The following is a 21,990-nucleotide window of genomic DNA, read 5'->3' as shown; positions in this document are numbered from 1 at the left end:
CTGGGGAATTACGTGACAGCAACCCCTGGGGAATTACGTGACCGACGACAATCAGTGGGGCTACATGGAACAAGGAAGTCGCGGCGCTCTCCCTATTCTTTGAGTGGGCGGTGAGGAAGCAATACACCGCCGAGAACCCGATTGAAGAGTTCGGACCGAGTCTCAAATTCAAGGACTCAAACTCGACCCGAGCCAAGGTAGGCGGATGGAGGAGTAAGAATGCTCGCATCCGCCGCGTCGATTGGATCGAGCCCGAGACTTTTCGCCTGTGGTCCAATGTGGCATTCAGGGGTTACGCGGTAACAACCAGTCGTGACAACAAGCTCATCGGCGCGGGGGAAGACTCGTCTTTCCGAGGACGCAACACGCAACGTAACGCGACATTCGTTGAGATGCTTTACTTCTGTGGCACACGCGAAGGCGAGACGAGCCTCCTGCTAACCTTCGAACTGCCCGAGAAGAGCGCCAGTGCATTCGCTGAGATTCGCCTGCCCAGTTCCATTACGAAGTCGGGTCGCTCACGCACTATTGTCATGCCGTGGCTGGTCCACGGACTACTGCAACGATATGTCCAGCAGGACCGGCGAAGAGCCGTAGCGTTGGGCAGACGACACGGGAGCTACAGCGACGTCAGGTGGCACAGGATCACCAACCACCGAGTCAAGCGGGGGCAACTGGAGATCCAGATCGACGGCCGCAGAAACTGGGTAAACCACGACCAACTGTTCGAGCCAGCTCGGCGATGGCTGTTAGCAGAGACCGAGGACGGGTGGGAGCCAGCCATGCTTTGGCTCACCGAGAGCGGACTCCCCGCCGATCAGCGCAATATGACGAAGGTGGTCCAGCGAGCCACTAAGAGATGGGATAATTCGTGCAAGACAGCAGGTTTCGTCGGCAGTGTGCCCTACCCGACGGCGAAAACATTGCGATACTCGTTCGCATTGAACTGGCTCATCGCATGGCACAAGGTCATTGACGATGAGACTGGAGCGCCGCCGGCCGCCTATAGCCCAAGTAGATACGAAGACGCGTACACGGCTGTCCAGTGGCAGCTCGGCCACCGTGACCTACAAACGACGATGGATGCGTACCTGCTCGCGGTAAAAGACCTGCGTGGCATCAACATCTTTCACGAAGCCACGTTCAGGTCGGTTTATCAAGCCCTTCACGATCGGCATGAGAGCGTCCTGCCGGGCTTGGGTTATGAGACAAGCCTTCATGACTAAGGGGCGCTTCGCATCGTTGCCTGATGAGCAGCGGAAGGACCGCCTGAGCGAAGACGGCTTGAGCCTGACGGTCTGGGACGAGGGCGGCACCAAGCATATGACCCTCAAATTCGTAGACGAGGCGGGCTCCGAAGAGATCCGCAAACAATGGGTCGCCTGCGTTGCCAGCGCCACCGGGCCTGCGGGCTCGTGGCGGTCCATCGAAAGTGCGCGCGGCGGGTCCTCGCGCAGTCGCGTGTTTCTCAAGTGGGCTTCTGGTCGAGGAATCAACAGCCTTGACTCCCTCACGTCAAAGGACTGGCACGACTTCGTCGCATGGATCCGTGACACGTACTCAAACACCACCTCGAAAACCCGAAACTTGAGACTCGTCTCGGTTCGCACTCTGCTCATGCAGCACGTTGGTCTGTCTAATGAAGTTAAAAACGCCCTCTCCCAACGGTACTGCGAGTCGCAAGATACCGTGCTTCCTGATCACTACACCGCAGCTGAGCTTCAACGAATCCGGTCCAACGCCACTCGTGCGCTACGCGTTGCGTGGTGCCGCATCGAGCCGAATTGGGCATTAGCACAACGACAGAAGGAATCGGTTCCCGCAGAACAGCTTGCACGTTGGAAGGCACTGCAGGCCCTACTTCGCGCCCCTCACAAACGAATGTGCAGGGCCGACGGGCGCGCCCTCGGTCTCATTGACCAATACGCAAACGTGTTGATGGAGGAGGCGCGGTCCCTACTCTTCCTCACGACGAACGAAGGACTAGCGGCCTATGGCGCAATCATTGCCGCGACGGGAGAAAACTCCTCCACAACGGCGCGCCGAAGGACACCCAGCACCGCTGCATCAGCTGGCTCAAAGAATGTCACGATCTTCACGTCCGAACGGAACAAACGCCGCCGAAGCGGCGGCAAGTCGCTGATGGCCGAGAATGTGGGTGTCGCTTCCCCCCTCGGCAAACTCTTGCAACTAGTCGTGGATTGCACCGCCCCCGCACGGCGTTCCGCTCAGATCAATCCGGAAGCGCTGCTGGACAATTACCCAACTGCACACCAGTCCTCGAAGGAATCCTCCAGCGAAAGCCTCATTCTCTTCGTGAGGCGAAGCGGAACACTGGTGAATAGTGTCTCGCACGTCCCGAAATCGCTCGACTGGATGCCGGATGGGCTACATCTCGACCTCAAGCGACTTCACAGAACCTACCTGACGCGTGTGGCGCAGCACCCTGTTGATAATCGGTACCTCACCTGGATTGATGCTTATATCCTCAAGGATCCCCAGAGAATTCAACAGCTAGAGGATCTTCACCGTGCTGCGCAGCAAAAGGCCCTTGATTCGGTACGAGGCCTCGCGGTAAGACTCCTGACCGAAGATGAAGCTACGGCACAGGGACTCGACACCTCCCCCAGTGCAAAGGGCACGCGATGTCGGGACATCCTTCACAACCCGGAGACAGGCACCTACTGCTCGAAATCGTGGCTCTCCTGCTTGGGCTGCAAGAACGCCTACGTCGTCACCACTAATCTTCCTCCACTCGTCGCACTGCTTGACCTGCTGGATTCTAAGCGGCGAGACGACGATGACCGAGATCGTTGGCGCAGGGAGTTTCTCACCCCGTGGCAGCAACTCAGGGCGATTCTCGGCGACGTAGACCCGGAGACTGTCGCCGAAGCACGCGCGAAAGTCAGTCCTGAGTTGCGGTCGCTGGTCTGGACAACCGTCATGGTGAACGGCGGGCAGTCGTGAAGACGCAACCTCTCGATGCTCGCTCCCCCGCCTCCTGGACCGATGACACTCCAGTTATCGCGAATGCCAATCGCATCATCCGCGAAAGTGCACCGATTCCCTCCTTCTGCGAGGACACGTGGAATCTTGCCGCAATGGCGCCGACGCGGCGGCGCGAGGGTCTGGTCTGCAACTTCGAGTCAATCCCTGTTGAGTTCAAGCAGTCCGTCAAAAAGGCTGTGTGGCTTCTGATTAACGAAGGAAAACCAGATGCCGTAGTTCGTCGCGGAGGCACGAATGCCAAGAAATGGATCTCGGCTGGCGCCATCACGCAATTCCTATATCAGATCGGATCCTTTCTGCGCTTCGTCACGAGCGAGACGCCAGAAGTTCGCTCGCTAGGCGGGATCGTCAGTGAAACCATGGATTCGTACGTCAACAGCCTCGTGGACCGAGTCGATTCAAGGTACGCACTTCTGCACTACGGAAGCATCCGACTCCTCCACGACATCACGACGAGCCTCCCTGCACGACAGCGGCTTCGAGCACCGTCATGGGTCGACGACAAGGTATTCATCAGCCGGACCGGCCCCTCCGACAACGCTACTCCGCCTATACCCGAAGCAGTCCTCACACCAATGCTTCTGTGGAGTGTTGCGTTCGTCGAGCAGTTCGCTGACGACATCCTGTCGGCAGGTGATGCTGTCAACGCATACGTGCCGTCCACTATTCAGAGCACGCCTATCAGTAGGCGACAAGCCATGGATCTCGTCGTAGCGTGGACCAAGCATCGTCAATCCCTGCCCTGCACCGACGTAGGTCGCGGAGGGATCGCTGCGAGCTACATGTGCTTCCTTCTCGGCTGGCCCATCCGCTTCGAACGCAGCGGGCTGCACATGCTTCTGCTCCAACACCCGGAGATAGCGGTCAGTGAGCCGTCCTCGTGTCCCATTCCCACCCCGATAAACGGGAAGGTCCACGGCAAATATTGGCAGCCCGAGGGGTTGGACTTCTATCGCCTAACCGCCCACCAGATCGATCTACAAAGCGCATGCCTGTTTCTGCTTGGGCTGAACTCAGCCATGAGACCAGACGAGTTGCTCAATTTGCAGTTGGAAGCACGAGACGATGATGGGACGACCAAACCCGTAACGGAGCGGATCGAAGCCCCAGACGGTCAGGTGCGATATCTCCTGCATGGAAGAACCTTCAAGGGTCAGAACGGCGTGGATGGCACCCAGCGTGCAGACGGGGTCGCACGCACGTGGGCGATCACCGAATCAGGGGCGACCGCTGTCAGCGTCCTTGAACGGCTCAACGGACGGCACGGCCGACTCTTCGTGCCTGCACGGATACTGACGCCGGACGGTTTGGCTCCATCGCCCAAGTCAGACTGGGCCACAAGCAACTTCCGCAAGTTTGTCGCTCGAATGCAACGCCTCGCTACAGAACTGGCGCTTCCCAATGAGTACATCTTTCCCGAGGACGCCGAAGACTTCATGACCCTCCGAGCGCTCCGCCGCACCTCCGAGGTCCTCACTCAACAAGAGATTGGCGGCGTCCTCGCCGGAGCACATCAAGCAGGACACCGACTTCGCGACCCTTACGACACCCGGGTCACAGAGGGTTACGGCGGACTCGCCACACAATCAAAGCTCGGACGCCGGACGTCAGATCGCACCGCAGAGGCGCTTGCGCACTTGGTAGTCGAGTCGCGCGATGGAGTCGTGGGTGGCCCCGCCGCAGATCGCGCCATGGGCGTAGCGGACCTCGCTGCGTCTGAGCTGGAGTTGGTCGATCCCGCAAACCTGATGACACCGGTACTCAGCAACGAGTGGAAGCGTATTACGAAGTCGGTCGGGCAGTCGGTCTACGAAGTACCGTTGGCCGGCGGCGCACATGCATACTGCATCTTTCACTTACCCTGGTCGGCCTGCACCAAGGAGGGCGAGGAACCCGACATCGCCGGCTGCAAGATCGCGTGTGCAAACAAGGCACTCACGGTGGACTCAGTCCGAGGGCTGCAACAGCGCCAGCATGAACTTGAAGCGTCAAAGCAAGGTGCTACTACCGAAGAGGTGATTCGGGCTGACCACCTGATCGCCGCCTATGAAGAACAGATCGTCGATTCGGGGCTCCCCGTGGCATCCCGCAGGAAGACGCGACGGAGCACCCCAAGATGACACTTCACCGCGACACGATCCCCCAGGTTTCTCGTGAGAACGATGCGGAGCGGAAGAAGATTGTCGCCGCTATGCGCCGGCTCCTCATCACCGCGAAGCCCCGCGTCGCAACGCTGGAGGACCGCCTCGTAATCGATACGCTCCGCCGAGAAGCCGACGTAACCCGGTCGGCTCTCACTCACAGGCATATCGATCTAAAGGATCTGTTCCTCGATTGCGCGGCGGAGCGCGAGCAGGAAGCACTAGACCGTCGCACTCCGAACGAGGTAGCCCTCGAACGGCAGGTCGACGAGCTCAAGATGAAGAACCGCGACCTGCAGACGCGCGCCACTCATTGGGAAGGCGCAGCCCGTGACCTCGCACGAACAGTTGCCGCCCTACAGATGCTTTATGACACCGCCAGTGCACGACTTGACGCGATCATCGCCGACGTCGCACTCGAAGACCCCGACCCGACGCCAGGCGCCAATGTCTCTCCTATCGGCGGTAGGCGTCGGAAGTGAGCGCATCCGCGGTCTACGGGGCCGAACATCAGTGGTCCGCAGTGCTCGACAGGGGCGGACTGGTGGACTTCCACGGTTCGCACATATACGTACCCCTGCAGAAACGATTCGCCGACGTGTCGTCCGTCCAGAGGTACGTCGACACGGTTCTGGCCCTGGATTCCGTCCGCGAGGCGTTCCCGAACGCGGGCCCCGTTCATGTCAGAGAACGCCGCGGGCAAAGCAAGGCGCACTACGAGCCGTCGACCGCAACCGTGGCAATTCCCATGGAAAACAGGGCTTTTGGGCGTGAGAGCACCGTGTTGCATGAGCTAGCTCATCATCTATCGGTGAGTGACGGGCTTTCCGCCTCTCCGAATGGAACCCGTTGGCACGGAGCGGAGTTCCGGGAAACGATGCTCTTCTTGGCCAGCGTCGTGCTCGGAGAACCCGCGGCCCTTCTTCTCCGCGCTGGTTACCACGCCTCTGGTGTTCGCGGGTAGACGGGGGCTCTGCCGTCCGGGGATGCAGATCAGTTTATGGCCTTCCAGCATCGCTTCTCGCCCAGTCGATTACCTCATCGACTACCCTGCGAATCGACGGTAGAGGCACCTTCGCAAGATCCAGCGCACGGACGATGTGGCGTACACCTGCCGCGGTCGCGATTGGCAGACCATACCGCTCTTGGGCGTAGGCCTTCCAGTTCACGGAGTCTGAGGGTCCTTTACCGAGGGCTTCACGACATTCGGCAACGAGTGCCGCCCATTCAGGAAATGGGCCCTGAAGGTAGTCCCGAATGCCGGCTATCGGAAGCGCAAACAGAAGGTCGGCTTCGGGCACACCGAACACGGCCGGTTCCGGCAAGCCCTTCTCATGGGCAATCTGCAAGACCTTGAGGAGCTTTCGTTCTTCCGACGAACGCCTTCTACCCGATCTCGCCACCATTGTCGCGGGATCTGTAGCATCGGTCAGAACTCCTATGTTGATGCCGAGTTCCGTCACAAGTTCCACAGCAATCAAACCTTCGAGGTTCTTGGTGCCGTGAATTGGAATCACCTTGATACCGGCGGCATCCAGTTCCAGCTCGGCGTACTCAAGCAGCATGGCTTCGTCGAGAGGCCCCTCGACGAACAGCACTGCGCGGTGAAGCGCCAGGGCCGCTGCGGGGTTCATACCCACATCTTCGGCCAGTTCTAACAACCTCGTGGTGCGGGCCGAAGGCAGTGACCGGGTTTCGGTCCGGCCAGAGCTGCTGTCGCGGGTGACGTGCACGAGGCTGACACCATCGCCCGCTGCTCTGAGGTACTCGTCATGATGGGACGCGACGACGACGGTGAAACCGAGTTCAACCATGCGCCGGCACCAGCGAACCGTGCTGGCGACGGCAGCTGGATGCAGGTGTGCCTCTGGTTCGTCGATCAACAAGACTGATCCCGAGAGCTGCTTTGGTGCGAGTTCGCGAAGGTTGTTCAGACCCGGGTAGCGCGCCATCAGATGTAGTGCAATCTGAACGGCGGCCGCGAGCCATCGCGCAGTCCCCTGGCCGTAGGCGTCTGCCTGCTCCCAGCGCCTGGGCCCACTCCGCTCTACGTACCCGACGTTCGTCTGCCCTCCGGCGTGCCACACGAAAGGCGGCTGGATATCCACGTCAATAGCACCGTCGAGGAAGTCTGGAAGCAGGTCACTTGCCAGCGCTGACAACCGCGCGGCGCACTCAATCATTGCTGGGCGCACGCGCCATCCGTCACCGTGCGGCTCTAGCCAGATAGCTCCGAACAGGTGTTTCGCAGAACCCTTCTTGCCGTCCAGAGTCTCAAACAAGAACTCTTCGGCCAGCTCTGAGATAGCCGCATCTACCCGCGTGTGTATGTCAGCGACCTCCCAGTCCACTACTACAGCGGACAGCCTGGGCCCTGCGGCAGTCACTTCGGCGATCCGGTCCCAGATCTCTTGTGCGTTCTCAGTGGGCCCGTGTTCTGTCTCCAGAGTGTGACGGACGAGGTACAAGTCGGTCGGATCGGCAGCGAGTAGCCGGTGATTCTGCGACGAGTCCAGGAAGGCCACCGTCGGCTCATTTGAGAGCTGCACGACCTCACCAAGGGCCGACCGCACTTCGTCGTCGAAGTCAACGTTGTCATCCAGCTGACAGACCACCGCACCTTTGTCGGCCAACCGTCGGTGCTCGCCCGCTTCGTCCCGTGCGGATTCTGGCTCCAGCACCTCGTAGAGAGCGCTGATTATGTTGGACTTTCCAACGTTGTTCTTGCCGAACAGCACCGTCAACGGTCCCGCTTCGAATGCCAAAGCGTCAATCGTCCTGTAGTCGAGCAGGACGACTCTGTTCAGGCGCATCGCTTCTTGCCCTCCCCATTGTGTTCGACTCGCCGAAGCATCAGTCGGTCCTCGCGATGGCGGCTCGCAGCCGGGCCCACTGCTGCACGCCGTCAGCACTGCCCTGGCCTCGCGGCCTGGCATTCAACGGTGCTGCACCTACAGCACCCAGACGATCATGAGCGTGTGAACACCCTTGGCTCAGTTGCCGTTTACTGACTCGGACGCACTCTCAGCGAACTCGATTCCTTTGGTGAACCTGATCTCGCTGTCTGCAGGCGCGAATGCGTAGTAGTCGATGCCGTTCCAGTCGGTGTCCACGATGAACATGATCGCGCCATCGACCTCGAGGCTTTCTGCGACCTCATCGGCCTCCAGGTTGTCAATAAACCTGGTCAGCTCATTCGGAAAACGGGGGCTGACGTACGACCACGCACTGCCCATCCCGGAGTACACGAACAATAGCGTGGGGTCTTCGTGGTCTACACCTTCATCGTCAGACCCGGTAGGGATTCCACTGAAGGGAGAATGAATCTGATCGAGGTATCTGAATTCGACTGCCGGCAGCGCCATTTGGCGTCCTTTCACGGGTTAGAAAGCAATTACGGATACGTGCGTGGTTTAAGTCATGAGCCAGGCTCCCGGATGTAGGTCACTCCGAAGGCGACCACCTGCCTGAACTCCTGACGGCGGGAGCCGATATCGAACTGGCTGCCCGAGCCTTTCTGGAAGATGTCGAGACCTCGGCCGAGGAGGATCTTCCAGCCGTTGTCTGCTCGTATGGATCTGTCGTGAATGGACTCGTCCCACTGGACATTGAACTTGATCCCGACTGAGGCGGCGCCGTCTTGAATGGCCTTGAGCATCAATAGTTGCTGCTGCTGGTACTCAGGTTTGTCCTCTTTAGTCACCAACGTGACGGCGATCTCATCTGCTGAGTCCTTCGCTGACGCCAGCACAGCGAGAAGGTCGACAAGGTTGCGCCCTTGGTGAGGAGCCCGGATATAGGGGTCGATGATGGTGATCGCCGTGGCCCCGTGAAGATATGGCAGCAAGAGACTTTCGTAAGAGACACCCCGCTGGTTCTCCTGGAGCTCTCTGTGCCCCTCGAACAGCACCTTAGGCTCTGGGGGTTCAGTAGTGATTGGAGTGACGGGAGGCTTAGGTTCCTCACCGTCCGAGGAACCGCCCGGTTCGTCGTCCGTTCGCTGGCGCTGGTGGTAGTAATCCGGGTACTCGTCCTCTTCGAGCGTTGTGACAGAACGCCATTCGTCGTCCTTGTTGTGATAGCCGAATTTGACGTCAGCCATTGTGGAGTCGATGCGGAGGATCTGGTCCTTGACACGTTTGCGACCCTCGATAGCAAACCGCAGGATCTCCTCGATCTCGTCGGTTGTCGCCTCACCATGTGGGTGAAGGATCTTCATCAGACCGGAGAAGGTCTTGTGGATGCCGTCTCGATCGCGTGTCGAGATTTCGGAGCCGAGTGTGAAGTGCTGCTGGTAGCGGTCGGAAAAGTCCGAGTCACGCATGGACTTGAGCACTTCGGCGATGTAATCGACGACGAAACCGTATCCCTCGGAGAACATCTCACCACGGATGGTGTCGACCTCCCATCCGGGAATATAGAAGTGCAGGCGGTCGAGATAAGCCGAGTCGTGGTAGCTCTCGGGGAGTTCGTCGAAGAGATCCGAGTGCTTGAGCATGTAGGGCACGTTGTGTGATGTGTTGCCCACGAACACCATGGACGCTTCAGCACCCAGAGTTTCGACACCTCGCGAGAACGATTTGTTGGCCATGTAGTTCTTCATGATGTCGACGAGCGCCTTGTCGGTGCGCTTCTTCTTGCCGGCGAACTCGTCGAAAGCGACAACGTCCCAGTAACCAACCAGGCCGAGACGTCCGTTGGAGTTATTCACGAACAGCTTGGCGACGGTGATCTCGCCGCCGGAGATGAGCATGCCGTGCGGCGAGAACTCAGAAAAGATGTGCGACTTGCCGGTGCCCTTGGGGCCCAGCTCGACGAGGTTGTAGTTGCGCTCGACGAACGGGACTAGCCGTACGAGTTGGATGAGCTTTGCACGGCGGCCGAATAGTTCCGGGTTGAACCCAATCGACTGGATCAGCAGGTCGATCCATTCGTCGGTTGTGAACTCGCGTCGCGAGGCGACATAACCGTCGAAGTCGAAGTTGGAGAGCTGGATTGGTTTGATTGAGCCCAGAATCCACGGGACGACTCGGGCGTTGTCGCTGTGCTGGTATTCGATGTCGCAGATGCACCAGACGCCGCCGACCAGCAGCTTGGGGTGGGCCTTGATGGTCGCGGGCGCGACGATCACCTGCTTGATGCCGAGGTTTGCAAACTCGGCCTCGTAGGTGTCGTCCTTTTCATTGAGCTGGACCTGCACCTTGTCGATAACACGGTAGCGGCCCTTTTCGCGGATATGGGACTTCACGAGTTCGGCTTGGTTGCGGTGCACGTAGTGGTCGGCGAGGATCTTCCGGACACTCTCGATGCCGGATTGGATAGTCGCCTCATCGTCGGAAGCTGCGTATTGGCCGAGCAGGTACTCCAGCACGAAGGACGGCACGATTGCGTTGCCTTTGACGGCCTTTACAAGGTCCTTGCGCACCACAGCGCCACCGAAGACACCGTTGATCTTCTCGTCGAGTGCTGACTTCTTCGGCGGGGCTGCCGAGGACACGCTGGGCACGCCGCCCGAGTGGCCGTCATCCGCTACGGCTAGGTCTATCTGCTCGGTCATAGTCGTCACCCGCTAGAAGTCGAAGTCCGTCATGAACGAACGCTTGATGGTGTAGTTGGCTTTCGAGAACGTCTTCCATTGGTTCGTGTTGGGGATGCGGTCTTCAAGCCGCAGCTCCACGGCGCGGTTGTTGACATCGTCGGCATCCTGCGTGAGGTACAGCGTTACCGATTGGTACCTTTCGCGCTGGTCGGCTGACGAACTGTCAAAGGTCAGCACCGGCTGGTCCGAGATCGGCGTTTCTCCTGCGTAGATGCCAAGCCGGACTTGGCGTGGCTGGATCTTGTCGGTGACCGCCTCGCGCTGAAGGAGCTTGACTGCGAGCTGTCCGGTCGTGATCTTGTCGGTCTCGGGCATAAGGTCGACCTGGACTGGACGGATGTCGCTCCTGCGCTTCTTGTTGACCGCGATGACTGGCACGACAACTTCCTGCAGCGACGCTCCCCCGTGGACGTATCGAGTGCCAGCGCCGGGTTGCGGGATTCGGTGAATGGACTTGGGAATTTGGATGTCAATGTCGCCGACGAGTCCGGCCTGAGGTGAGGTGAAGGTCATGAATGAAGGCGAGGGTTTTAGAGACCTGCCCAGCACGTACCGGCGATTGGTCTTGGTGATCGCGTCCCCGTGCGGGGGCTCGGACACGTAGTACGCCTGTTCCAGCGGAATGTCTTGGTAGAGAAAGCCGTGGTCCGCGGTGATCACGACGTTTGTGGCGTTGGCGTTCGTCCACTTCTTGACGAGTAGCACCAGTTCGCGCATGGTGTCGTCCGCCGCCTGGAACACCGTGCGTTCGGTGGCCGCTTTGTCGCCGACTGCGTCGATACGGTCGTGGTAGACGTAGAAGACCTGGTGTTGCTTGTAAAGCTCACGGAGTTCATCTCCGGACATCGCCATCACGTCGGAGGCTGAGATCGCATGGCCTTTAACCGCGTGCAATATCTTGTCGCGGTTGGCAGTTCCGTTTGTGGGCTTCCCGTCGGCAAGTACCGGCAGCGCGTCTGGGCTGAGCTCTAGCGCAGATTGCGGCAGCAGCGCTGCCATACCGAGCTGTGTGTAGCTAGGGAGCATTCCGAGCACCGCCGAGAGCGAGGCGTCGAAGCGGTCCTCACTCCGGATCAGGGATGTCAGTTCGTCCGCGACCTCGTAGCGCATGCCATCTGAGATGATGACGACCGCCTTGGTGCGGCCATCTTTAACGATCGGCGCGACATGGTCATTAAAGAACTTGCTCTGGGGCGCAAGGGAAATTGACTTCCAATGATCGGTCGGCTCCAGTGCCTGCTGCCACACTCCACCGAAACTATGAAGGAACTTGTTGGCGTACTGCTTGTCAACCTCCGCTTTCAATGCTTCGAGGGGCTTTTGAAAGTCGGCGGTTTGGTAGGCGTATGTGAACCAGCGGTATTGCTGATCGATTCGGAACCAGTCGGATTGGTACTGCTGTAGGCCTGCGTCCATCGATGGGATCGTGCTGGGCAGGGCAGCGATGGATGCGAGGAGTTCGGAGGCGCTGTGAGTCGCCTCGTACAGCTTGGCGTACTTGTCTTTCCAGAGGCTGTCCTGGCGCTGCCGCACGATTTCGGCTACTTCGCGGGGTGTTACCGATTGATTTACAACTGCGGCCGCGAGATCGACGATGACCTTGCGGTCGATTTCCTCGAAAATCGTGACTGAGACTAGTTCGCGGAAATCGCGGTGCTCGATCTTCGACTTCAGGTCGAGTGCGTCAGCTGCCCGCGACGCGAGCGTCGCCATCACGCCCTGGGTGCGTACATCGTAGCGCAGGCTGTTGAAGTCGATCCGGATATTTCGGAACTCGCCGGGTATATCTGACGCGAAGTCGTCGATCGCCCGGCTGTATATCCACAGCACAAAATCGTCGATGGTTGGGTTGGTGCCCGAGTATTTGTAGATCTTCGCCAAGCCATCCCAAAGGAATTGGTCGAGCCCGAAGGTCGCGAGGTCATCGACCTTCGCCCGCTTGTTCACCGCGTACTCGGCGAGAAGTTCGCGAACGATGTCAGTGAGCGTGTGGCCCGAGGACTTGACAAGAACCTGCGACATCTTGGCCCGCATCTTCGCGGCGTCGTCACCTGAAGCGAGAAGCTTCGACAGAGTGAGTTTTCGAGAGCTGGCGCCGAAGAAACTCTGATGCTGCTCGATGACGGCCGCTAGCGCGGGATCGTCGATCCCTAGTTCCTGTTGGAGCATAGAGGTCTTGTCTGCGGTGAAGACTCCATAGGCCAACTCAAGATCCAACAGCCAGTTGCTCGTCCCCCGGGGCATCTCCCCTGAGCGGTAGACAAGGTGCTTAGTCACGTGATCGGCGAGAATCGCACCCTTCACACCAAATTCGTTACCGTGCAGGCGAGTCACGGTAACGGCGCCAAGTTCGAGCGTTTCAACATCTGCGTCGTACTCACCGGATGGGTCGTGCCAGAACACGACTCGCTGGGCGGCCAGTCGATCGCTGATGGCCTCCTTGACTGAGTTCAGCTCAGTCACCCGAGGACTCCAACCCGGCAATTTTCCTTAGAGCCCCGCCGAGCTTTGGATAGTTCGCCTTCACACCATCGTTGAGGTCGATCACGACGTTCTCGGAGGCTTTCGGGTAAAGCGTGTAGTGCTCGTACTCGTTCAGTTCGACGAGAATCTTGCGGAGGCGGTCTGCTTCCTTAGTGTTCCCGGCGCGCTCGTGCTGTTGGAGGCTCGACTCCAGCTTGGTCACGTACTCACGCAAGTAGGTCAGTACTGTTGACACTGAGGTCGGCGCGTAGCGATGCAGGTAAATTAGCGCATTGAACGAACCATTAGGGCTTGAGAACAGCCAGTAGATCGGGCGCTTCTTGTACCGCTGGACATGGTCGTCGTAGAACCTCGACTTTCCAACCTTCGTGATGAAGTACTCGCGAAGGTTCTTAACGCCGAGCGACTCGGTAACGAAGTTCAAGTTCTCATCGAAGTACCTGTCGCCGAACATAACTCGCAGAAATCCGCGAAAGCGCCCTACAATGTCGTCTTCGAACCAGTCTCCATCGACGATCGGAATGACGTTATCCGCGTCGGGCGTGAAAGTCGGCGCCGATACTTTGGCGAGGTAATCCTGCAGTGTCGAGCCTTGGTCGCCGAGTATCACTCCAGGCTGGTCGAGGCTGTAGCGGCCGAACATACAACCAACGGCGTAAGAAACTACTTCAGTGGCTACCTGCGTTCTTTCCAACGCTGCATACTCCGAGCGAGTTCGTCCCGACCCAAACTGAAATTCGACGTTCCGAGTCAAGGACACTCGGTGCAGGGGCACATCGACAGGCACCTCATCGACAAGGTCGTAAGCTCTGGCAACCAACCGATTGTTCGCTTCCTCCTGCTCGCGCTGCTCATGTGAGATAGCTGCCCACCGAAGCGACCACTCCGCAATGCGATCTGCGAGTCGCACTTGAGTGACACTGCCCACTGAATCGGCACTGCTCCCCCACGGCGGTGCCTCGAAGTCCCAGGACGTTTCAAAAGAGTCCCAATCGGAGCGCGATCTTGCCACTAATGCCGCAACCACAGCGATAGCCTCCGAAGCTGGAGCGACAGTCGTCACGATGGGAACTGCACCAATGCTAATCGGCTGAAAGTTGAGCGTTGGGGAGATCGCGGCAAGCATTGCATCAGCTGTCGTCGAATTCAGTACCAGAGCAGCGGCTGAGAGATCGCCCTCGGAGAAGAGTGTGCACCCACCATTGTCGAACGCCGCACCGGCTGGTGTATGCCGGATCGAAAACCCGCCCGATGTCACAGTTCCCCACGTCCAGCCCTCGCGGCCGAAGTATTTTGCGCCGCTTCGAGTCCGCATCTGTGAACCACCGTCACGCCAGTCGACGAGAAACTCCCGGTACCCGTACCAACGGCGAAACCCGCCGCCCTTGTTGTAGGGAACCCAGCTGCCAGCGCGGAAGTCGTTCAGCGACGACGCGCATTGTGGAACCTCCCACCAGGCACGCAGAAATCGCCCATTGTCTCCGGTGTCCATTCCTTTCCTAGGCTCTGCAATATCTCTGAGTGGTTTGCCTATCGAGAACGACGAACGCAATCCATCCGACAGCCAGTACGCAATTGGTCTACTCGGAACTTTCGCAAAATCCGCAGAGGAAGCCGAAAAGCGCCAACCACAGGTCGGGTCGGCTATGGCCTTCAACAGGGCCTGGCGTTTGTCTTCAGTTGCCAATGAAGACAACCGCACGAAAGGCGTTCTTCGGCCCGGGGCATCGACCATAGAAAGGACGAACGCAGCATTAGCGCCAAATATGTCCGGGTGGTTCGATACGTCGCGAAGGTGTATGAAGCTATCAAACGAGTGCCCACTGAGTATGTCGTTGCGGAGTGTCTCGAAACTCGAGATCGACATCCATGTATCTCCGATGACCTTTGCAACGAATCCATTCGGGCGCACCAAAGCCATAGCTCTTAGCACGAAACAGCCGTACAGGTCTTGCTTTGCGCTCGGGTATGCGGTCTTCACGTACTCTGCGAGCCTTGGGGTCATGTTTTTGCTGCCCATGTACGGCGGGTTCGCGACCACCACGGCGTATTTCCTTGACAGGCAACGAGCTTGGTGCACAGCGCGTCCTGCTCGCTCGATGGTATCCGCCTGGAACAGATCCTGTTCCTCAGCTACAGCTTGTAGCCGCAACGCCATCCGGCTCGTCGCGTCTAGGGTGGGCTGAACTAGCGCTCCAACGGTGTCCGCCTCCGCGAAAAGATTCCAGGCGTCTTCTTCCTCGATGCGGTCACCGTCGCGAGCCGCCAGAAAGTCCAGCTCGTGCGGCAGGAACGAAATTGGTTCGACCACACAGATGTTCGGTTCTACCGGCCTGGAGAAGAATGTGCGCTGCTTGGCGCGTGCCTTCATCGTCAGCGCGAATGCCGCGAGCGCTCCTGCACGGGGGTCGATCTCGGCGCCAAAGAGATTATTGGTGAGGATCAATCCTGGGATCTCGGACGGCGTGTAACCCTCCTCCTCATAAATCGCGTATAGGAGGTCGAAGGCGTAGGTGAGCATGTGTCCCGAGCCGCAAGCCGGGTCGATCACCGTCAGCTCTTCGGGTTTGGCAATCTGAAGAAAATCGGGGTTCTCGTCCGGGGCAATGTGGTACTCCATTTGCTCCACCAGGCGCGATGCCGGGTGGTTTAGCAGCCAAAGGCGTCCGATTGAGTTCTCTACCAAATAGCGCACGATCCAATGCGGCGTAAAAAGTTGTGTAGCGGCTGGGATCTCGTTTGCGCCGGCTTTCTTGTTCTTCTTGAATCCGGCGAAGACTTCGTCGTGGCGGTCCGAAATATAGAACTGGTAGAGCCAGCCGATGACCTCGACATCTTTGCAGGTGTCTTCGGTGAGAACTTCAACCGAGCGAGTGAGCACCGAGTCACCGGCCAGCAAGTTGGCAGGTATTAACAGTTCGGTGAAGTCTCCCTGGCGCTCAAACATGAAAGGCATTGTCTTATTCCAGAACTGGCAATAGGCCGCGAGGAGTAGCGAGTAGGCCTCCGCTTGGGCGTCGACCCCCGGGCGTGGATGACGAGTGCCATTGAGCAGACCGGCGATGGCGGCGACGGTTCGATCGTTGGACACGACCTCTCGGTCGATCTGCCCGCGTTTTGCGGCAGCAAGCGCCTCCGGTTGTCCTACTTGATCAGCGGCTGGCGAGACCACGCCGATACCCGTGTATCCGTTGGCGTCCATGAATCTCAGGGCAATGATCCGGTTAAACCAGGTGTAGGCGACTTTGTCTGCTACGTGCGACTTGCCTTTATCGCCGCCTCCGCCGGCAGCCACTGCTTTCTCCAAGCTGGCGACTGCGGTCGGACTTTCGACTCGTTCGGGTGATCCTTGGGCGAGGACGGCCGTGATTCGCGCGGTGACTTCGCGAATCAGTTCGGTGCGGGCTGACGTCGCGAAGGCCTTGAGTGCTGCGGTTTCCATCAGTTTGAGATCCGGTTCTCTTTGATCGCCTGCATGAGGGAGAGCCGAAGTGCGGCGAGATAGGCGTCGACGTCCGACTCGGTCTCGATAATGGCAGGGCCTCCCGCCGCCTTGATGCTCGCGACAGCGACCGTTGGCTTCTGGGGCTTGCCGCCGGTATCGGCGGACTTGGTGAGTTGGTCGATCAGGCCCGGGTAGGTGACGGACTCGAACTGGCTACCGGTCTGGTGAACAACGGCGATGAGGTTCTGACTGTCGAGGGTCGACAGAAGTGTGTTCACTGTGTCGACTGCCGAGTTTTGGGCGTCTGCCGATGCAGCTTTGTAGAAATGTTCCTGCAGCAGACTTTCGAGCTTGATCTCGACAGCGCTTCTTACCGCCGTGCGAGCACTAGCCACTTGGTCATCAAGCAGATTCTTGAGGGTGTCTGAAGCTGCCTTGAGCTGATTCATCTTGTTGCCGCGGAACGCATTCGGGTCATCGAGTAGCGACTTGATGTCGTCTCCGGCACCTTCAGGGAGGTAGGCCAGGTTGCCCGCGTTGGCAGTGAGAAGTCCGGCTGCTTCGTCGAAGATCTTGGCTTGCTGCCCTTTGAGGAAGGCCTTGATGGGATCGATTGTGTCCCCTTTGGCCTCGAGGAGTTCGTCGGCCGTGGCGAATTCGGCGAGGTACCAGTCGACGGGTTTGCCGGTGACTTGATCTAGAAGCGCTACGACCGCAGCGAGCTGGCTGACGAACGGGTACCGGCTGGCGCTGACGAGTGCGTTGAGTTCCTCACGTTTAACTGCGAGCTTGTCCTTGCCGAACCGAGCGAGTTCCGCAGGGTCGCTTGGCACCGCGCCCTCGTCAAAGAATTCCGTGCAAAACTTCTTGAACGCTGCCACTTTGGTTGCGTCGTAGACCTTTTGTGGAGCGGCAACCGTGTGTTGCTGCTTGGCAGTGTTCTTAATCAGGGCGGCGACTTCGGTACGTACCACCGGGGTGGCATCGATGCTGAGGGCTATCTTTCCGGTGCCGACCAGCCAGCCCAGCACAACTTCGATCGAGCCGAGGTTCCAGCCATAGGGTTTTGACTCGAAGCGGCCGACGATTTTCTTGACTGTTACCTGTTCGCCGAGGTTCGTCTGGGAGATGATCCACGACTCCATTTCGGCCCCGGGCGAGGTCAATGTCGACAAGTTGTCGACACCGAACAGGCCCTGGTCGTTCTGAACAGCCCCAGCCACCTGCTGCTCTGAAAAGGCCTTACCCCCAAGAAGTCCCAGGCTCGTGTAAGTGCGGCTGACAAGATCCTGGAACCCGTCAGACACGCGAGCCAATGCCTCCTGAGCGCTAGAGGTGACTTCCGAGGCATTGATAATCATCTGCGCGTCACCGACGGCCTGACGCAGCCTCTCGATGAGTTCCTTCTCGCGGTCAGCGTTGAGCAACTGCTTAGCTTGAAGGATGGCCAACGTCGACGGCGTGGCACCGGAGTTTGTGCGTTGCTTCGTGTACTTCTCGGTCTTCACAAAGAGGCGAAGGTCGGCGAGCAATCGCTTGTCGCGGCCGAGGAAGACGCGGAGCTCATCCTTGCCCGCGCTTTGCATCTTGATTTCTTCGTCGGTGTAACTCGTCTCCGGGGTGATGAAGTGAACGGTCAGCTCTCGCTGATTGCCTTGAACGATGTCATCGAGCTTGTATCCGAAGGCGAAGTCCTGGCCGTTCTTCGCGTACTTCATCTTGTTGGTCTTGAGAATGTCGGACGAGAGGTACTTGAAGAGCTTGTTGGAGATCTCGGACGAGTCGATATCGACGCCCTTGATCTCCTTCTCAATCTCCTGCTCCTCGTTCGTGAGGTACTCGTAGATGTTGCCGTTGCGCTGTACATAGGACTGCGTCTCCAGCAGGTTGAGCGCTTCCTGCACCGAGTCGCCCAAGGATTTGAGGTCCAGGCCGAAGCGGCCGTAGACGAGCACGGTGAGGTTGCGCGGTGTGGCTTTGAAGGTGTCGACGTATTTGACCAAGAACAGTGCCTTGAGCAAGCGGTTCGCGAGAATTGTCACGTCGGAGTTGGGATCGGGAAGGTGTTTCTCTGCCTGCAGGATGGCACTCTGGGCTGCAGATTTCAGTGCTGCACTGATGCCGGCGAACATCTGGTCAAAGGTAGCCAAGTACTTCACCTGTTCGCCGCCAATGAGTTTGGCTACCTCCTGGACCACACCGAGCATCGAACGCTCGCCGACGGAGCTGTTCTTTCCCTCAAACATGTTGTGGTCCGACAGGCCTTCAATAGCAGCCTGGAACATCGGGATCTGGTACGTGACAAACGGATATGTGTTGATGAAGCGGCTTTCATCGATGTAGTTGCGGTACGTCTTTGCGCCATCGACAAAGTCGAAGATGGTCTTGAAATTCGCGGAGTCCTCGGCGTAGATCGCCTTGACGGCGGCTGCACCCGCGTCGTTCTTCTCCAACAGGCGCTTGCTGATGACTTCTTCGACGTCTTGACTTGTGAGCTTCACCCTGGTGCTGAACCGGGCCTGGATCTTGGAGAAGTCGTTACCCTGCTGCTTGGTGCGGTCTCCGACGACCTTGTCCATGTCCTCCTGGGACGTGACGAAGACCCACGACTGTCCCTTGCACTTTGTGTTCAGCGACTCGGCAATGGTCTGCAGATTGAGCATGAGCTTCACATCGTCAGCGATGAACTGACCGACCTCGTCGACGAAGAAGTTGAGGCGGTAGCCGGGCTCCTGCAAGTCAATCCACGCCTTGACCGAGGTGGCGAAGTCTTCGATCGACACGGCGTACGACTTTTGGTACTGGGCGATGATTCCTGGGTTCGCCCCGCCGTTGATTTCGGCGAAGGCTGTGTCGATGTGGTGGGCTTCGAGTGCTGTCTGCTCGCGGCCCTGAGCCCAATCAATGCCGGCTAGCTCTTGGAACGCCGCCTTGAACGCTTCGTACTGGCCGCGCTTGTCGAGATCTTCCTCAAAGCGAGCGACGGCACCATCGTTGCCGAAGTAGCCGCGGCTCTCGTCAAAAACTTTCACGAAGACCTTGAGAAGCGCGTCGGTCTGATCCTTGGCGATCAGCGTCGCCTTCTGGTCGATGTTGAATAGCAGGCTCTTCGCAGGAATGGTTGCGGCCTTCTTGAACGACGCGGCCAGCATCGCGTCGTCGGTCTTGCTGAGGAAGCTGTCGCTTACCTGTCCGCGGGGGAACGCTTGGCCCTCCACATCTCCGAGAAGGTGGGCGAGCATCTTCAGGAGGTGAGACTTACCCGAGCCGAAGAAGCCGGAGATCCACACGCCATTTGCGTTGGTGTAGTTGGTGTATTCCTCAAGCAGCGGGCCGACGCTCCTGGCAGCGTCGTTGGTGAAGACGTACTCCTCGACTTCAACGCCGAGGTGATCAACGTCGTCGGCCTTGACCACCCCCTCGATCGAGCGATTGACGTCCTTGAGGAAAATTTCCTTGAGTTTCATCGAGTCATGCTTCCTGATCGAGGATGCGCTTGGCGCGGTAGAAGGAGTCGTCCTTGAGTTGGCCGAACAGAACGAGCGCCGAACCCTGAGTGGCCGACACGTCGTACTTGCCAGGGAAGAACATCAGCATCGGCCGGTCAGAGACGACAGTCTGCAAATTGTTGAGCACGGTGTGCGAGCGCACGAACGGAAACACCTCTCCGACCCCGGTGAGGAACAAGATCTGGAATGTCTCGCTGTTGATGCGCGCTTTGATGGCGGGCGCAAGGTGCATCTGAGGGTCTAGCATGTTCTGCAGCATCTTCAGGAAGTCAGACTTATCCATTGATGCCTCGGCTGCGAGGACGCGATCCCAGACGTTACGTTCCTTCAGAAGTTCGACGCAGAGGTCATACAGGTTGATCTCGAAAACCTTAATGCCCTCTTCGGTTTCGAGCTTGGTCTTGATGCGCTTCTTCGCCTGCGCGACGTCAAGAGCCCAGGTTGGGTCGTAGTCATAGATGAAGTGGGCGACCTCATTGCCGAGGCCCTGCATCTTGAGGAAGCGCTCGCTCTTGAGAACCTGGAAGAGGTGCTCCTCGTGCTGTGCCAGGGTGACCCGGTTTGACATTGTCACAACGCTGCCTTTGTCGGAAAGAATCGGACATCGCTGGGGGTGCGGCGGCTGAGGCAGTCGGCGACACGCGCCGAAAGCGATGTCGGTTCGATCACGTCCTGCTTCGTGAGCAGACCGGCATCAACCATCATCTTGAACACCACCTGCCGGATCTTCTTGAACGAGGTGTTCGTGATCTTGTCCAGCTCGTCGTGCCATATGGCCTTGCTCCGGTAGAAGGAGTCGAACTCCTCATAGGTCACCGTGCCCGCCAGGGTGAGGAACCGTTCACGCAACACTTCTTCGGCGAACTCCCCGATCAGGTCGTACTGCCGGCACGCTGCAGCCCACATCAGGTGGCCGCGCTCAGTAGACGTTCCGTCGGCGATGATCTGGAGCTCGGCCTCGGTGAGCACTTGCAGCCTCGGAATGAGCGCACCCAGCATGCGGGTGTTTGATCTCGCCACACGGGCCTGAAGCAGGTTCTCGTCTTTGATCCGTGCGCGGGTCGTAGCCCAATCACCTTCGCGAAGATAGATCGGTACAGCGATGAGGGCTTCTTGGGCCAGCAGCGAACCGCTGGTGAACGAAAGTGCGTATCGCTGTGTAGCTTTCATCATCGGCTCCCCCTCCCGGCTACTGGCAAGTCGATCAAGATAACGCGACCGACCGACAAGATCTGAAAGCTGCTTAGGCTGGGGACTTCGCCTCGCCTGTCGTCTCGGCACCACCGCTTCGGACCCACTCATCGACCTCGCTCGCCTGGAATTTCCAGAGCCGGCCGACTTTGTGCGCAGGCATCGCCTTGTCCGCGATCCACGCGTACACCGTGTCCTTCGTAACACCGAGGTGCGCGGAGATGTCATCGGCCGACAACCATGGCTCAGACATATCGATTCGAACCTCCGCGTCAGCGTGATCCCGGATATGACCGGATTTGGCCGAGTTTAACCGAAGTAGTACCGGCTTTACGGCCAAACGTCAGTTTGCCGAAGCGATTCGTCAGGCGCGTAGCGACATCCCGGGAAGTGTGGGACGCTGCCACCGCCGCTCCGCCCTCCCGATTCTCACGAATACGTGGAGCTAATCCACCCACCCGCTCGTGCGGACCACCCGCTCGACCCACAATCGAACCCCGTGCCGCGCTGAGATCCACTCATCGGCAATCCTGCGGAATTGTTCGCGCTGCGCCTGAGCGATGAGCAATGATCAGAACCTGTGGATGAGCCTCGGCGAGGCGGCGTAGGAAA

General features: G+C 58.7%; 14 protein-coding genes. 5 read left to right on the top strand and 9 right to left on the bottom strand.

Going from position 1 to position 21,990, the window contains the following annotated elements; genetic code table 11:
* Positions 1 to 110: 110 nt before the first annotated feature.
* Genes EB75_RS25310 through EB75_RS25290 form a run of 5 tightly spaced genes read left to right on the top strand, consistent with a single transcriptional unit; the run spans position 111 to position 6,114 of the window.
* Positions 111 to 1,226: a site-specific integrase gene (locus EB75_RS25310; protein WP_142239816.1), complete on the top strand. Its 1,116-nt coding sequence runs from the start codon at positions 111 to 113 to the stop codon at positions 1,224 to 1,226.
* Positions 1,219 to 2,967, top strand: a complete 1,749-nt coding sequence (locus EB75_RS25305; RefSeq protein WP_073698007.1) for a hypothetical protein — start codon at positions 1,219 to 1,221, stop codon at positions 2,965 to 2,967. The genes EB75_RS25310 and EB75_RS25305 overlap by 8 nt, the downstream gene beginning before the upstream one ends.
* Positions 2,964 to 5,129, top strand: a complete 2,166-nt coding sequence (locus tag EB75_RS29445) for a hypothetical protein (protein WP_073698006.1) — start codon at positions 2,964 to 2,966, stop codon at positions 5,127 to 5,129. The genes EB75_RS25305 and EB75_RS29445 overlap by 4 nt, the downstream gene beginning before the upstream one ends.
* Positions 5,126 to 5,632: a hypothetical protein gene (locus EB75_RS25295; RefSeq protein WP_073698005.1), complete on the top strand. Its 507-nt coding sequence runs from the start codon at positions 5,126 to 5,128 to the stop codon at positions 5,630 to 5,632. The genes EB75_RS29445 and EB75_RS25295 overlap by 4 nt, the downstream gene beginning before the upstream one ends.
* On the top strand, positions 5,629 to 6,114 hold the full coding sequence (locus tag EB75_RS25290) for a TIGR04338 family metallohydrolase (protein ID WP_073698004.1): 486 nt from the start codon (positions 5,629 to 5,631) through the stop codon (positions 6,112 to 6,114). Before EB75_RS25295 ends, EB75_RS25290 begins: the two co-directional genes overlap by 4 nt.
* 34 nt (positions 6,115 to 6,148) lie before the next feature.
* Here EB75_RS25290 and EB75_RS25285 read toward each other — a convergent pair whose 3' ends face one another.
* The 9 genes from EB75_RS25285 to EB75_RS25245 form a co-directional block, all read right to left on the bottom strand.
* Complete coding sequence (locus EB75_RS25285; RefSeq protein ID WP_073698003.1) at positions 6,149 to 7,963, bottom strand: ATP-dependent nuclease; 1,815 nt, start codon at positions 7,961 to 7,963, stop codon at positions 6,149 to 6,151.
* Between the two features lie 180 nt (positions 7,964 to 8,143).
* Positions 8,144 to 8,515 (bottom strand): hypothetical protein, encoded by a 372-nt coding sequence (locus EB75_RS25280; protein ID WP_142239814.1) that lies wholly within the window; start codon positions 8,513 to 8,515, stop codon positions 8,144 to 8,146.
* Positions 8,516 to 8,568: 53 nt separating this feature from the next.
* The gene (gene brxL / locus EB75_RS25275) at positions 8,569 to 10,707 is read right to left on the bottom strand and encodes a BREX system Lon protease-like protein BrxL (protein ID WP_083612559.1); all 2,139 of its coding nucleotides are present in this window, start codon (positions 10,705 to 10,707) and stop codon (positions 8,569 to 8,571) included.
* 12 nt (positions 10,708 to 10,719) lie between these two features.
* The gene (gene pglZ, locus EB75_RS25270; RefSeq protein ID WP_073698001.1) at positions 10,720 to 13,212 is read right to left on the bottom strand and encodes a BREX-1 system phosphatase PglZ type A; all 2,493 of its coding nucleotides are present in this window, start codon (positions 13,210 to 13,212) and stop codon (positions 10,720 to 10,722) included.
* Positions 13,205 to 16,675 (bottom strand): BREX-1 system adenine-specific DNA-methyltransferase PglX, encoded by a 3,471-nt coding sequence (gene pglX, locus EB75_RS25265; protein ID WP_073698000.1) that lies wholly within the window; start codon positions 16,673 to 16,675, stop codon positions 13,205 to 13,207. Before pglX ends, pglZ begins: the two co-directional genes overlap by 8 nt.
* Positions 16,675 to 20,145: a BREX system P-loop protein BrxC gene (gene brxC, locus EB75_RS25260; protein ID WP_073697999.1), complete on the bottom strand. Its 3,471-nt coding sequence runs from the start codon at positions 20,143 to 20,145 to the stop codon at positions 16,675 to 16,677. Before brxC ends, pglX begins: the two co-directional genes overlap by 1 nt.
* 4 nt (positions 20,146 to 20,149) lie before the next feature.
* On the bottom strand, positions 20,150 to 20,755 hold the full coding sequence (locus EB75_RS25255; RefSeq protein WP_073697998.1) for a DUF1788 domain-containing protein: 606 nt from the start codon (positions 20,753 to 20,755) through the stop codon (positions 20,150 to 20,152).
* A gap of 2 nt (positions 20,756 to 20,757) precedes the next feature.
* Positions 20,758 to 21,357 (bottom strand): DUF1819 family protein, encoded by a 600-nt coding sequence (locus tag EB75_RS25250; protein ID WP_073698009.1) that lies wholly within the window; start codon positions 21,355 to 21,357, stop codon positions 20,758 to 20,760.
* Positions 21,358 to 21,430: 73 nt separating this feature from the next.
* Positions 21,431 to 21,631, bottom strand: coding sequence for a helix-turn-helix domain-containing protein (locus EB75_RS25245; protein ID WP_073697997.1), 201 nt, complete (start codon positions 21,629 to 21,631; stop codon positions 21,431 to 21,433).
* Positions 21,632 to 21,990 lie beyond the last annotated feature (359 nt).

Origin of the sequence: Mycobacterium sp. ST-F2 (genome assembly GCF_001905655.1) — a bacterium.
Taxonomy (GTDB): domain Bacteria; phylum Actinomycetota; class Actinomycetes; order Mycobacteriales; family Mycobacteriaceae; genus Mycobacterium.
The sequence above is the reverse complement of the archived record's forward strand: the minus strand, read 5'-3'. Positions and strand labels throughout refer to the sequence as shown.